This window comes from Novosphingobium sp. BL-S-20 (genome assembly GCF_055521635.1).
On the sequence record NZ_CM145494.1, the window covers coordinates 1100602 to 1115052 of the forward strand.

General features: G+C 61.4%; 10 protein-coding genes. 7 read left to right on the forward strand and 3 right to left on the reverse strand.

What is annotated here, in order from left to right; translation table 11 throughout:
- Nucleotides 1–55: 55 nt before the first annotated feature.
- Nucleotides 56–1234: a glycoside hydrolase family 88 protein gene (locus tag ACZ1II_RS13115; RefSeq protein ID WP_334185483.1), complete on the reverse strand. Its 1179-nt coding sequence runs from the start codon at nucleotides 1232–1234 to the stop codon at nucleotides 56–58.
- Nucleotides 1234–2526, reverse strand: coding sequence for an oligosaccharide MFS transporter (locus tag ACZ1II_RS13120; RefSeq protein ID WP_465146828.1), 1293 nt, complete (start codon nucleotides 2524–2526; stop codon nucleotides 1234–1236). The genes ACZ1II_RS13115 and ACZ1II_RS13120 overlap by 1 nt, the downstream gene beginning before the upstream one ends.
- A 204-nt stretch (nucleotides 2527–2730) precedes the next feature.
- On the opposite strand from ACZ1II_RS13120, the gene ACZ1II_RS13125 reads away from it, so the two are divergent.
- Genes ACZ1II_RS13125 through ACZ1II_RS13140 form a run of 4 tightly spaced genes read left to right on the forward strand, consistent with a single transcriptional unit; the run spans nucleotide 2731 to nucleotide 7869 of the window.
- Nucleotides 2731–3795, forward strand: a complete 1065-nt coding sequence (locus ACZ1II_RS13125) for a LacI family DNA-binding transcriptional regulator (protein ID WP_147221905.1) — start codon at nucleotides 2731–2733, stop codon at nucleotides 3793–3795.
- Between the two features lie 47 nt (nucleotides 3796–3842).
- Nucleotides 3843–4730 carry an ROK family protein gene (locus ACZ1II_RS13130; protein ID WP_465146829.1) on the forward strand — a complete coding sequence of 296 codons (888 nt, stop codon included), beginning with the start codon at nucleotides 3843–3845 and terminating at the stop codon, nucleotides 4728–4730.
- A gap of 14 nt (nucleotides 4731–4744) precedes the next feature.
- Entirely contained in the window at nucleotides 4745–6460 is a 1716-nt protein-coding gene (locus tag ACZ1II_RS13135) for a glycoside hydrolase family 43 protein (protein WP_465146830.1), read from the forward strand.
- Nucleotides 6457–7869: a glycosyl hydrolase family 28 protein gene (locus ACZ1II_RS13140; protein ID WP_465146831.1), complete on the forward strand. Its 1413-nt coding sequence runs from the start codon at nucleotides 6457–6459 to the stop codon at nucleotides 7867–7869. Before ACZ1II_RS13135 ends, ACZ1II_RS13140 begins: the two co-directional genes overlap by 4 nt.
- A gap of 99 nt (nucleotides 7870–7968) precedes the next feature.
- Here ACZ1II_RS13140 and ACZ1II_RS13145 read toward each other — a convergent pair whose 3' ends face one another.
- Nucleotides 7969–10851 (reverse strand): TonB-dependent receptor, encoded by a 2883-nt coding sequence (locus ACZ1II_RS13145; RefSeq protein WP_465146832.1) that lies wholly within the window; start codon nucleotides 10849–10851, stop codon nucleotides 7969–7971.
- 656 nt (nucleotides 10852–11507) lie between these two features.
- Between ACZ1II_RS13145 and ACZ1II_RS13150 the strand changes: the two genes are divergently transcribed.
- From ACZ1II_RS13150 to ACZ1II_RS13160, 3 genes are all read left to right on the forward strand, one after another.
- The gene (locus ACZ1II_RS13150; RefSeq protein WP_465146833.1) at nucleotides 11508–12422 is read left to right on the forward strand and encodes an HNH endonuclease; all 915 of its coding nucleotides are present in this window, start codon (nucleotides 11508–11510) and stop codon (nucleotides 12420–12422) included.
- A gap of 84 nt (nucleotides 12423–12506) precedes the next feature.
- Nucleotides 12507–13127, forward strand: a complete 621-nt coding sequence (locus tag ACZ1II_RS13155; RefSeq protein ID WP_465146834.1) for a type IV toxin-antitoxin system AbiEi family antitoxin domain-containing protein — start codon at nucleotides 12507–12509, stop codon at nucleotides 13125–13127.
- Nucleotides 13120–13986 (forward strand): nucleotidyl transferase AbiEii/AbiGii toxin family protein, encoded by an 867-nt coding sequence (locus tag ACZ1II_RS13160; RefSeq protein WP_465146835.1) that lies wholly within the window; start codon nucleotides 13120–13122, stop codon nucleotides 13984–13986. The genes ACZ1II_RS13155 and ACZ1II_RS13160 overlap by 8 nt, the downstream gene beginning before the upstream one ends.
- Nucleotides 13987–14451: the final 465 nt, after the last annotated feature.

Sequence of the window (14451 nt, forward strand, 5' to 3'; positions counted from 1 at the left end):
GATCGGGCGGCGACTTCGGGGAGCGTCTGATCTTACGGTTACGCCAGGCCATGCGTTACGCCCAGTACGGCGACCAGGGACGACGCAGGCGCATCAGGGCCTCGAGATAGAAGTAGTCGCCCCAGATGCAGGCTTCATCGACGCCAGCCTTGTTTGGCATGTGGTAGACGCCGTGCAGCAGCAGCGCGTTGGACCCGTCGAGAGGCGCGAGATAGTCTTCCGAGAGCGTCTTCATGATCGCGACGGCCCAAGCCTCGTAGGTCTCGCGAAGGGCATCGGACAGCGGCAGTGCCTGGGCCAGCTCCAGCAGTCCGCAAGCGGCGATGGCGGCTGCCGAGCTGTCCCTGTCGACACCCTCGTTATCGGTGAAGATCAGGTCCCAGCAGCAGATGCCATCGTCGGGAAGACGGTTGAGGAAGTGGTTCGCCAGCCGCGACGCGAGGTCAAGGTAGTGCTGCCTGCCGGTGTGCCGCCAGGCGAGGGCGAAGCCATAGATGCCCCAGGCCTGTCCGCGCGCCCAGCTGCTGTCGTCAGAGTAGCCCTGGTGCGTGCTGCCGTGACGTGGTTCGCCGGTGACGGTGTCGACGTAGTAGGTATGGAAAGTCGAGGCATCGGGGCGCACCAGCAGCCGCGCGGCCTGCTCGAGATGCTGGTCGGCCGCGGCCGCGAAGCGAGGATCGCCGGTCTCGCGGGTCGCCCAGTAGAGCAGCGGCACGTTAAGGTTGCAGTCGATGATCATGCGGCCCCGTTCGGCGGGCACATCCATGTCGCCCCAGGCCTGGATGACCTTCGCCACCGGGTCGAAGCGCGCCAGCAGCTGTGCCGCCGCGGCAACGCCGGCATCCCTCGCGTTGCGATCGCCCGTCAGGCGATGACCGGCACAGGAGGACAGGGTGTACAGGAAGCCGAGGTCGTGATGGTCGACGTTGATGCGCTTGTCGATCCGGTTGGCGAACGAGGCGAGGTTCTGTACCGCGATCTTGCGATACTTGTCCGCCCCCGTGAATTCCCACGAGAGCCACAGCATTCCGGTCCAGAAGCCGTTGGTCCACTCGACGTTGTCGATGGGGCCGTAGATGTCGCTCTCGCTCGAGGGCGCGGGAAAATGGGTATCGAACTGCGGCAGCATGCGATCGACCCGCGCCAGTGCCGCGGCGATCCAGGCGTCGACCACGTCCGGACCCGGGCGTTCGAGCGCGCGGTGAGACAGAGCCTCGAAGGTAACTTCACTCATCAATGAGCATCCTCATAACGGTGAACGTCCGATGCGGATGCGATCGCGACGGTGTCGGACGCCTGTCCGTCCTTGAGGGGGACAGGCGTGTATTCGGGCGGGGTCGGGGCAAGGGAGATCGCCGACCAGATCCAGAAGAAGAGCGCGAAGCCCGCGATCAGGAAATAGGTGTGCTGGAAGCCGAACAGATCGTAGCCGGTGCCCGCAAGCGGCGAGAGGATGGCGAGGCCAAGCGAATGGCCGAAGCTGACGCCGACCATGTAGACCGTCGAGGCGAACCGGCTCTCGAAATGGTAGGCGATGTAGCGGAAGATCGAGACGGCCAGGATCGGAAGTTCCACGGCGTGCGCCATCTTGCACATCGAGATCGTGACCGGACCGATCGCGAAGCCCGATCCGGCGATGCGAATGATCATGATCATTGCCGCCAGCAGAAGTCCGCGGGTAGCGCCGATCCTGCGCACAATGAGCGGAGCCAAGAACATCCCCCCAGCCTCGACGAAGATCTGCGCCGCATTGAGGTACCCGAACATCGCGTTGCCTTCCTCCGGCGTGGGGAAGAGCGAGGAGAAGTAGAACGGGAACTGCTGGTCGTAGACGAGGTAGAGGTTGGTGACCCCCAGGATCAGGATCATGAACCGCCAGAACCGGGCTTGGCCGAATAGGGCGAGCGTGTCGCGCAGCTTCAACTGGTCGGCGGCCTGTTGCGCCGCCTCGTCTGGTTCGATCCGGGCAAGGCGGATTAACGGGAACAGCGCCAGGCCGGCGAGGCTGGCAAGGAAGAAGTTGATCGCCGGATCTAGGTTGTAGAGACGGCCGGAGAATGCCGCAGCCGTCGCGAAGCCGATCGAGCCCCACAGTCTGGTGCGGCTGTATTCGAAACCATAGCGCCGGCCGACACGGTCGACGTAGCTCTCAAGGGCATAGCTGCCAGCCATGAAGGTGAAGCCGAGATAGATCCCGCCCGCTGCCGCGCCGAGCGGCAGGCTCCATCGCAGCAGCGGCGCATAGACATACAGGAAGAAGGGCCCGGCAAGGATCACCAGCGAGGCAATCACGACCGGCACCACTTTGCGAAAGCCCATGCGATCGGACAGGAAGCCGTAGGCAGGCTGGGCCAGCATCGCGCCGATCGAATTGACCGCAAAAACCGTCCCGGCCTGGGCCCCGTTCAAGTGCAGCGAGCGGGTCAGCCAGATCGACAGCAACGACATCGCCATGGCCTGCGCGAAGAAGAACGCGAACAGGAAGGCGCTCAGAACAGCGTAGTTTCTCTGTCGATTGGCAAGCACGGCATCCTCGTTCTTTGTGTGGCGGCTGCTTCGACCTTGCGAACGCGCTGCCCTCTGTTATCGATATCACGTATGCAGCCGCGATTCCGGTTTGGCAAGGCCCTAACTTGACACATGGCCACGAGCGGTTATCGATATCAGGAAGGGAAGGGCGTCACCGTATCGGGTGTTCGCCGGCCGTGACGGCCCTGGAGAGGCAATTTGATGACAAATGAGTCGAAGCGCAAGGATAGCGGCGCGAAAAGTGCGCATCGCCCTGTCGTGACGATCCATGATGTGGCGCGCCATGCCGGCGTGTCATCAATGACGGTGTCGCGGGTGATGACCGGCAAGCGGCATGTCAGCGAGGCGATGCGCGAGCGGGTAAATGCCGCGATCGCAGAACTTGAGTATTCGCCCAATCTCAACGCCCGCAGCTTTTCGAGCGCGGTACGGGTGGGGGCGATCTATTCCAATCCTTCCTCGTCGAATCTGGGTACCTTCCTCATGGGCGCGTTTCGCCAGAGCGGGGAGAGCGGCTGCCAGTTCCTTATCGAGCCGGGCGCGAACGAGGCGGAAGCCATCGCCAGCCTCCATCGCCTCGTCGAGGCGCGCATCGGCGGGGTCATTCTGCCGCCGCCGCTTTGCGATTCGCAGGCGCTCCTCGATCTCGCGGCCAGCGCGGACGTGATCCCGCTCGCCTTCGCCACGGCCATCCCCCGCGAAGGCATCTCGGCGATCATCGTCGACGACTACAAGGGCGCTTTCGACATGACGCGCTATCTCATCGGCAAGGGGCATCGCGCGATCGGCTTCATCCAGGGCGATCCGGCTCACTCGCCGTCCCAGCGCCGCGAGCAGGGATACCGCGCGGCCATGGCGGGCGCATCGCTGACGATCCGCGACGAATGGATTGCGCCGGGCCTGTTCAACTACCGCTCGGGGCTCGATGCCGCGCACAAGCTGCTCGATCAGCCCAATCGGCCGACCGCTATCTTCGCCAGCAACGACGACATGGCGGCGGCCGTGACCGCGGTGGCCCATGGTCTCAATCTGCGCATTCCGGGCGACCTCAGCATTGCCGGCTTCGACGACGCGCAGATCGCCGCCACCATCTGGCCCGAGCTTACCACCATACGCCAGCCGATCTCGGATATGGCGTCGCGCGCGGTCGCGCTGCTGAGCGACCAGGTGCGCGAGGCACGCACCGGCGCACGGCCAGAAGTGCGGCACGTGCGCGAGATGCTGACACTGGTCGAACGCGCCTCGACCGGCGCGCCGATCGACTGAACCGGCTGCGCCTGCAGCCATCAAGACATTTGCGAAAGGACTATCGCATGACCATCTTCGGCGCGATCGAAGCGGGGGGCACCAAGTTCGTCTGCGCGGTAGGCAGTTCGGGTGGCGGCTCACTTCGCACCACCACCATCCCGACGCGCGATCCAGATGCCACTTTTGCGGATGTGGAGGCGTTCTTTCGCTCGGCGGCGGACCTCGAGCCTTTGGCGGGTCTGGGCATCGCCAGCTTCGGGCCCGTCGGCGTAGCCCCGGGCCTGCCGCACTACGGCCGCATCCTGGCGACACCCAAACCGGGCTGGGAGGGCACCGACATCATCGCTCGCGCGCACAAGTTTCTCGACGTGCCGATCGGACTGGATACTGATGTCAACGCCGCCGCCCTCGCGGAGATCGCGGCGATCGGCGGCGGGCTGCGCGATCTCGCCTATGTCACGGTTGGTACCGGGATCGGGGTGGGTCTCGTGAGTGCGGGCCGTACCGTCCATGGTATCGGGCATCCCGAGGCCGGGCACATTCCGGTCCGGCGTCATCCGGACCATGGTGATTTCGCCGGACTGTGCCCCTTCCACGGAGATTGCCTCGAAGGCCTTGCGGCGGGGCCGGCCGTGGCTGCGGCGTGGGATCTCACGCCTTCCCATGTTCCGCACGACCATCCATTTTGGGATGTCGAGGCGAGCTATCTCGCGCAACTGTGTGCTACGCTGTTCCTGACGGCCGGGCCGGAGCGCATCGTGCTCGGCGGCGGGGTGATGAAGCAGGAGCGCCTGCTGCCGCTGATCCGGGCGCGCACGCTCGAATTGCTGGGCGGCTATGTCCATGCGTTGCGCACGATCGAGGACATGGAGCGCACGATCGTCTCGCCTGCGTGCAGTGAGCCGTCCGGATTGGTCGGGGCTTTCCTGCTCGCCGAAGAGGCCGCAACCTGACCCGGGAGAAGATCATGCTTCGTACGAGCTCGCTTTCGCTTGCGGCCCTGGCCGCATGTCTGACGGCAAGCGCATCCGCCGGAGTAAGCGCCGGTGAGGGGCGCTGGATCGCCGATCAGGGCGACGGCACCTATCGCAACCCGGTGCTGGCGGGCGACTATTCGGATCCCGATGCCGTTCGCGTCGGTGACGATTTCTATCTCGTGTCATCCTCGTTCACGGATGTGCCGGGCCTGCCGATCCTACACTCGCGCGACCTCGTCAACTGGACGCTGATCGGCCATGCCCTCGGCCGTATTCCGCCTGACGACCACTATCGCACCGCCCGGCGCGGGGGAGGAGTGTGGGCTCCCGCGATCCGCCATCGCGATGGCCGCTTCGTGATCTACTATCCCGACCCGGACCGCGGCATCTTCATGGTCTCGGCGATCGATCCGAAAGGACCATGGAGCGAGCCGGTACTGGTGGACGGTACCACTGGGGCGATCGATCCGGCGCCGTTCTGGGACGATGACGGCACCGCCTGGCTCGCATACGCCTTCGCGAAGAGCAGGGCGGGCAAGGCCAATCTCATCGCACTCAGGCGGCTGAGTGCGAACGGGAGCAGAACCGAAGGCCCCGAACGCATCATCATCGACGCAGGGCAAATGCCCAAGGTTGCGACAAGTCTCGGGCCGCGTCCCTGGCAGACTACCGAGGGGCCCAAGCTCTACAAGCGCGATGGCTGGTATTACGTTTTCGTGCCCAGCGGCAGTGTCAAGGGCGGCTGGCAGGGCGTCTTCCGCAGTCGCAGGATTACCGGACCATACGAGGGGCGCAATGTGATGGATCAGGGCGGCACGGCGATCAACGGGCCGCACCAGGGCGCGTGGGTCGACACGCCGGGCGGCGAGGACTGGTTCCTCCATTTCCAGGATCGCGATGCCTACGGGCGAATCGTTCACCTCCAGCCGATGCGCTGGAAGGACGGTTGGCCGGTCATCGGCGCCGATACCGATGGTGACGGACGGGGCGAACCGGTGCTGGTACATCGCAAACCCGACGTGCCGACGCAGCCGGTCGCGGCTCCGGTCGCCAATGATGAATTCGAGGGAGGCTACTCTCTCGCCTGGCAGTTTGGCAGCAATCCAGGGAGCGACTGGGCCAGCGTGGAGGACGGATGGCTGAGGCTCAAGTCGGTGACGGGATCTGCGGACCTGTATGAGACCGGGGCGGTGCTGTCGCAGAAGGCTCCCGGATTGACGTTCTGCGCGAGTACGCTGATGCGCTTTGCGCCCCTGCGGCTCGGCGAGCGGGCCGGACTGGCGGTCCACGGGTTCAACTTCGCATGGATCGGTCTGGAGAACCGGGCTGAAGGCATTCGGATAGTGCAGGTGCGCAAGGACGGCGAGAGCCCTGGCCTACCCATCACCGAAACAGCAGGGCCGGTGCTGAAGCAGGATCGTGTCTGGCTAAGGGCCTGCGCCAAACCGGTCATGGTGGATGTGCCGCCACCGGACTTCGCGCCCTACTGGCCCTCGATGCTTCGAGATACGCGCATGGCGGTACGCTTTACCTACAGTCTTGACGGTATGCGTTACGAAGAGCTCGGATCGACGTTCGAAGCCAGGCAGGGACGCTGGGTCGGGGCTCAGATCGGTCTTTTCGCGCAGGCGGCCATCGGCACGCCGGCCGCGGTCGCGACGAGTGTCGGATACGCACAGTACGACTGGTGGAAGATCGGTCAGTGAAGCCCCTGGCGGTTGTCGCGCTCGGCGCGCTAGTCTTTGGACTTTCCGCACAGGCTGCGCCGCTCATTACGCCCGGAAGCCTCGAGGTCTACCCGCCGCCGCCGGGCAGCGACTACTATACCTCGTTTGACGACACTTTCACTGTGCGAGTACGTCAGCCGGGAGGGGAATGGCGCGACTTGTACGAATACCGCGTCATGGTCGATCTCGACAAGCCGCAGCCCGCCTCGATGGTCACGTTCGGCACCGGCGGCCCGGTCGAGGTGGCGATCCAGAAGAACAACGGCGCGGTCCGTCACGTCACCGTGCGGCCCGCGTCACGCGGAATAGAGGCCAGGCTCGTCGGCGCGATCGCCTATTTGAAGCTGGAGGGCCCTGCCAACCTGTCGGTCGAGTTTGACGATGATCGCCTGCATAACCTCCATCTCTTTGCCAATCCGATCTATACGGCCATGAGGCCCAAGGATGGTCGCAAGGTCGTGACATTTGGTCCCGGCATCCATGTCCCGCCGCGAGGACAGGACAGTTTCCGGTTTGAATCGAATACCGACGTGCGGCTTGCCGGTGGTGCGATTCTCAAGGGGCAAGTCGATGTCGCCGCGGCGCACAACGTGCGCATCGTCGGGCCGGGCATCCTCAAGGGCGGCAAGGAGGGGATAACCGTCCTTCATTCGCAGGCCATCGAGATCGACGGTCCGATCGTGATCAATCCAGGTCATTATACCTTGATGTGCGGACAATCGCGCGGGCTGACAATCCGCAACCTGCGCACCTTCAGTGCGGGGGGCTGGACCGATGGCATCGACCTGATGGCCTGCTCGGATGTCCACATCGACGGCGCATTCCTGCGCACCTCCGACGATGCCGTGGCGATCTATGCCGATCGCTGGGACTATCATGGCGATGCACGCAACTACCTCGTGGAGAACTCCACGCTCTGGGCGGACGTCGCCCATCCTGTGAATATCGGGCTTCACGGAAGCAAGGATGTACCGCGCACGATCGAGAACCTGGTATTCCGCAACATCGATATCCTCGATCACGACGAGGACGATCGCGACTATCAGGGCGCGTTGGCGATCACCGACGGTGACAACAACCTGGTCCGCAATGTGGTGTTCGACGATATTCGCGTCGATCGGATCGAGGAGGGGATACTGTTCAATTTCCGGGTGGTCTTCAACCAGAAGTACAGTCTGGCTCCGGGTCGGGGGATCGAGAACATTGTGATGCGCCGCGTCCGGTTACGCAGCGGGCGCGTGAACCGCCCCGTCATCGCCGGATACGATACGTACAGGACCGTGCGCGATGTCAGCCTCGTGGATGTCGGCGGACCGGATGGAGCTCTGTCGCTCGAGGATATCGATGTCGGACTCTACGCGGAACGGATCTCGGCTTTGCCGCGGTGAGGTACGTGCAATGAAAAAATGGGTCGCCGGCGGAGGAGCCGACGACCCATCAGGCTTGAGAGGGTCCGTTGGGAGGAATCCCCTCTCGTTCCGGAAGCGTCAGCTTCCGAAATTGTAGCGCAGCGTCGCGCCGAAGTTACGACCGTTCATGAAATGCTGGCGTTCGATCCCGGTCGCGAGATCGGGTTCGCCAACGAAGCGGTCGGCCGCCTCGTTGGTGAGGTTCGAGGCGGTGATCGCAAGCGAGAAGTTGTGTGGAAGTTTAAAGTTGATCGAGGCATCGAGCAGTCCGAAGCTTCGGATGTAGCGCCCGTCGATCGGGTTCGCCGCCAGGCCGAACAGGATTGCCTTTGAACGCCAGGTGTAGACGAGGCGCGCGGAGATCGTCTCGTCTTCGTAAAGACCGGTCACCGAGTACGAATACTTTGACGTCAGGGGCTGCATGGTCGTGACCCGCTGGTTGTTGAGCGTCAGCGGATTTTTCGTCTCGACATAAGTGAACGAACCCTGCACGCCGAAGTGGTGCGCGAAGTCGGGAAGGAAATCGTAGTCGAAGAAGGTCTGGCCCGCCAATTCGATGCCTTTGGCGGTTCCCTTCTCCGCATTGATGGTCTGGGTGATGAAGTATTGGTCGCCCGAGCAACTGGTATTGGTGGTCGGGGTCGGGGCTCCGGAGACGCTCTGGCACGACGAAACGCCGCTGAAGAAGCCGTCGATTTTTTTGTAGAAGAGCGCGGCGGATACGTAGTTCACCGACGAGAAGTAGTGTTCGAACGAGAGATCGAAGCTGTTGGCCGTCTGGGGCTTGAGGTCCGGGTTGCCGATCGTGCCTACACCGCTCACTGTGTTGATGATCAGCGAGGGATTGAGTGCCGAAAACTCGGGACGGGTGATACCCTTGCCGTAGCCAAAGCGCACCAGCGTATCGGGCGTAACGTATCCGGTCAGGTTGAAGCTGGGCAGCGCATAGGTATACGACGAGTTACTCTCGCTCGGCACCACGTTGCCGGTATTGAGCGGATCGATCATGGCGCGCACGAACGTGTCGGTCTTGACCACGCGAACGCCGGCATTGCCTTTGATCCGGTCGTCGAATAATCCGAAGTATGCAACAGCGTATCCGGCGTAGCTCTTCTCGCTAAAGTAGCGGCGGTTGAGCAAGATCTCGGGCAGCGCGTCCTCAGGCAAAATACCTGCGTTGGGGAAACGCGAGCGCACGTTATCGCCTAGCAGGGCATCGGGTGAGAACGTTAGGTAGCCGCCCGAGTAGCCCGCCTCGCCATTCATGAAATTTGTGGGGGATGTCGCGACGAGATCCGCCATCGAGACCACTGATATCGCGTTTGAGCGATCGGCAGCGAGCGCCAGGCCGTTGGTGGTCAAGTTGCGGTTGCTGAACGAGTAGTTGCGGTAGCGGTCCTTCTGGGTGGCATAGCGCGCGCCGACCTTGATGTCCTTGAGGAAGGAATTGTCGAATTTGTAGATCAGATCGAGCGCGGCCGAAATGCCGTCATCATGCCAAGCCTGATTGGTGGCGTTTGAGTAGTTGTTGAACACCCAGGAATTGGCCGATGACAGGTCGGGACCGGTGATCGCGACTTGTTGCGGACGCCCGAGATCGCGCGCGATGTCCCAGGTCAACCCGGCAGCCGAAGCCAGCGTCACGGCTCGGTTGTCCTGTGTCTGGTCGGCTTTGACGTAGGAGAAATCGAAATCGACGTCGAGGTGCTCGCTCGCTGCCCACTTCGTGCCGCCTGCGATCACGAAGGTTTTGTAGCGGCGATGTTCGTCACCGCCTGTCGTCGACAGTCCGGAATTCAGGAACGTGCCTCCGGTGATGCGCCGACCGGACAGCAGGTCGTTCGAACCGCCGTTCGCGTTGCGGTTGGCCAGCATCTCGTCGATCGTGAATGCCTGTGTCGTCAAATCTTGCGCGTACCGGCTATCGGTTGCGTTGAGAAAACGATAGTTCTGGTGGTAGAGGTACGAGTTGTAATTGCCCTCCACGTAGAACTCGAGGCCGGGACTCGGGCGCCATTGCAAGGCGCCATTGAGACCCTTGCGTGTGCGCGCATAGTCCTCCTGAGCAATGTTGGTCTGCACGCCAACTGACGTCAGTAGGTTCTGGCGCTCGTTGGCCGAGACGGTGGCCGGATTGACATCAGCCAGATAGGTCACATCCGCGCGGCCCAGATAGGCGCCATTGAGATTCAGTCCGGTGCCGACATTGGCTGCGTATTCGGCGCTGTCCGCGCGGATCGCCCGGCGGAATTGGGTGCCGCCGACTGCTGGCGTGTTGTCGCCGCGATTGAAGCTCTTGGAGTAGCTTGCCGCGAGCAGCACGCCGATCTCGCCGCCGCCCGGAAGGTCCCAGCGGTTCGACACCATTCCGAAGTATTCGGGCGTAAGCTTCTTGCCCAGATCGTTGTAGCGCCCGCCTGCTGCTGCGGATACCGCTAGGCCCTTGAAATCGAAAGGTTTGCGTGTGCGGATATTTACGAGGCCGCCGATCGCGCCCTCGATATGTTCGGCCGATGGATTCTTGAAGACATCGAGGCCGGCGACCATGCCTGGGCTCGCGCCCTCGACATTGAATTCGCGGCTGCCTGCGGTGAAGTAGGCGCGCCCGTCAACGCGCGATCCGGTCTGGCCCGTGAGGCCTCGGATGGTCAGGCCGGAACCGTTGCCCACGGGAGATGACGCCTCGCCGCCGAACCGATACGCCTGGACGCCCGGGACGCGCGTCAGGGTCTCCGCAACGTTCGGATCAGGCAGCTTGCCGATGTCCTGCGCAGTGATGGAGTCGACGACTTCCATCGTGTTCTTCTTCATCTGGACGGCGCTTTGCAGACTGGCACGGATGCCGGTCACCACGATGTCTTGGCTCGCGTTTTCAGCTGGATCAATCTCGGTCTGGGCAAGTGCAGGCATGGCAACGCAACTTGCGAGAAGCGCGGACGTCAAACGTACGGTGTTTTTCATGTATCCCCTCCTGCAGTTCGGACGCTTTGGCGCGCCCTGAACTTCCTCGACTCCCTCGAACCCTTTTTGGTATCGATACCTAAACTGATATCGATACCAGTTCGCCTGCGCAAATGAAATCTGATAATCGAGCGACGCAAGAGAAAATAGGAAATGATATCAATCTTATGACATCGGAGTTCTGCGGCTAAACTGCCTTTATGACGGTACGAGCCATTATCCCGTCACGTCCACGAACGCCGCCTGTCGCGTGAGTCGTTCTCGTTCATTCTTAACGCATGACGTTCAGGAAAAGGCCTGTCTTGGATGCCCGCAAGAAGGAGAACTGACGGACCACACCTGAGAGTGCGAAATTGGCTGTTGAACGACTGGGAAAGGTCGCGAGCGGCTGAACCTGACCGTCGGCGCCTCGGCATCAGCTTTTGACGGCTGAGTGACCGACATGGGGCGCGAACGTCTGTACTTAGGGACCGCGATTTGTTCGCTGAGGTGTTTGCAAGGGGCGATGGTGCCTAATCGAGGAGGTTGACCGTTCTCCCTGACGTCGCTCTAGCGACAATGGGGCTGCGAGCAATGTGATGGGTTAGTTAGGAATTTGGCGCTGCCATAGAGGGTTAATAGTTTCCCTACCTAGCTTATCCAGGTATCGACGTCTGATGGCCAAAGGTGTCTTCATCCATCGTTCGGACTCGATTTATGACGATAGCCCTGCTGAGCGGTATCAGTTTCCTCCGCAGTATCTGAGCCGAGTGAGCGCCTGCGTCGGCGATTGGGTCATCTATTACGAACCAAGCAAGATTCGGTTTTCGAAAGGGTACTTCGCAGTCGCGAAAGTGGATCGGGTAGTGCCCGACCCTTCCTCGCCTGGCATGTATTTGGCGCTGATCGAGCCGGGGTCCTATCTAGATTTTGTCAACATGGTGCCTTTCAACGGTCCACTTGGCATCGTTGAGCATGGGGTCCTGAATGAGGCTGGCAAGATCTCAGGACGGGCTCAGTCGGCGGTGCGACCTCTTTCGGATGGGGACTTCAATCGTATTATTGACCTTGGCATTGCCGAGGAGGATGAATTCTTGCCGCGCGTGGGTGCGATAGCGGATGCATCTAGCGCCGAATTTGAAATGGTGCGTGAGGAGCGCGTGCCATTCGTTCACGAGATTGAGCGCGATCGGGTCGCCTATCTCGGCTCACGCCTGGTGCGCGATGGTCTGTTTCGGCGGCGGGTCGTGACGGCCTATGAGGCCCGCTGTGCAATCACGGGTCTAAAGCTCATCAATGGTGGTGGCAGGGCCGAGGTGGAGGCGGCACATATCCGTCCCGTCGAAAAGGGTGGTCCTGATGTCGTGAGTAATGGCCTCGCTTTGTCGGGAACTGTGCATTGGATGTTCGATCGGGGCCTCATCAGTCTCGCCGATGACCTTGAGGTTCTGGTTAGCCGCCAAGCGAATGACGGCGAGGCGATCCGAGGGCTGATCAATCGCACGGGGTTTGCGCTTCCTCCTGCGCACATGGCTGATCGACCACATCCGAGCTTTTTGAACTGGCATCGCGAGCATTGCTTCAAGCATTGAGAACGGGCTTCCTTCGCTGACCGATCTGAAGTGACATGTAACAAAACCTCTGATAGTCTGATTTTCAATTCGAGGATTTGTTACATGCCTGCCCCCTCTGAACCGCAAAATGCCAGGCTGCTCCGCCTTCTGGGGGCGGGCGCGATGCTGCGCGCATCTGAGCTACGTGCGGCAGGCATCAACCCCCAGACTATCTCCAGGGCGGTTGAAGCGGGAGAGATCGAACGGATCGGGCGAGGTATTTATCAAAAGCCTGATGCTGACGTTGAAGAAGGTCAGATCCTTGCCGAAGCCGCACTCAGAGTGCCCAAAGGAATCGTTGCGCTCGTTTCTGCACTCGCATTCCATGATCTGACTGACCAGATGCCCCGCCGCGTTTGGATGGCGATCGGAGCCAGCGATTGGGCGCCAGTGCAGTCTTACCCGCCGATACGGCTGGTTCGTTTTACCGATGCCTACCTCCGATACGGCATCGAGCACCACGCGATCGCGGGCGTGCAAGTGCCAATCTACACGGTTTCGAAGACGCTGGCGGATGCCTTTCGCAACCCAAAGCTGGTGGACCGGTCAGTTGCCATCGAGAGCCTGCGCGCCGCACTTCGGCTGCGCAAGGCGACACCGGCCATGATTGCTGACGCCGCGAAGATCAGCGGTGCCTGGAAAACGATGCAGCCTTATCTCGAAGCGCTCACCTCCAATGGCTAAAGCGCCCGTCAACATCGCGAAGTCCGTCAAGGATCGCCTGCTCAATATCGCTCGCAGGGAAGGGCGCGTCTTCGACTTAGTGTTGGTACGCTTTGCTCTCGAACGCCTGCTCTACCGCCTTTCCGTGACCGAGCACCGCGATCGGTTCATTCTGAAGGGCGGAATGCTCGTCACCGTCTGGATCGACGACGACAACCGCGTGACGCGAGATGCCGATTTTCTCGGTCATGGCGATCCCGATCCCGAACGGCTGATAGCCGACTTCCGCCAGATTATGGCGGGCGAGGGCGATGATGGCCTTGGATTTGATCTGGATGCATTGTCCGCCGAGGTCATCCGTGAAGAGATGGAATATGGCGGGGTCCGTCTGAAGACTGCGGCCTATCTCGAGCGGACACGTATTCCGGTTACGATCGATATCGGTTTCGGGGATGCCATGGCCGATGCTACGCAGCACCTCGATTATCCGACCTTGCTCGACCTACCAGCACCCCAGGTACGATCATATCCTCCCGCCAGCGTCATCGCCGAGAAGTTTCAGGCGATGGTGGCGTTGGGCGTCATCAATGGGCGCATGAAGGACTACTATGACCTGTGGGCCATTCCTCGCGCGATAGAGATCGCCCCGAATGACCTCGATGCTGCGATCCGCGCGACCTTCGAGCGCCGCGAGACTGCAGTTCCGTCGGAGCGTCCACCGGGGCTCTCGTCCGAAATGAGTGGGGACAGCGCGAAGCAGCGGCAATGGCGTGCTTATGCTGCCTCACTCGAGCTTGAAAACCTCTCGTTGGAGGCCGTCATCGATGCAGTATGGGATTTGGTTGGCCCATCATGTGATCGGTTGACTGACAAGGCATAGCGGGCTCCGAAAATTCCAGCAGGCAATGTCTACTATCCCAACTGCGCCGCTGCTCCCGCTGCGGGTGCAGCGCATTGCGACGAGACGATCCGGGATATCGGGCTGGATCGAACCGAGACGGTGATGGTCGTGCTTGCGAATAGACGGCAAAATGCGAAGTCTGGCCGATGGGATCAGAGCACCGTATCAGGCCCACACGAACGCGCGGGCAATCACACTCCAAGGAGGGCCATTATTTTCGAATATGGCTACCACCGCCATTCGGTTCGGCTCAGCTATGTAACGCTTCGGCGATTTGCTTGTTGGTTGGGGGTGGAATTGGGGGTGGCGCTTTTCTTGATTTCTAGAAATTGACAAAAATTTCAGTCTAATAAGTGCCGTCGGCTGATCCCTCCTCCGCTACCAAAAATCAATCTCTTAGCATCGATACAAAGAAGCGGTTACACCGCTGTGTAAATCTTTCCG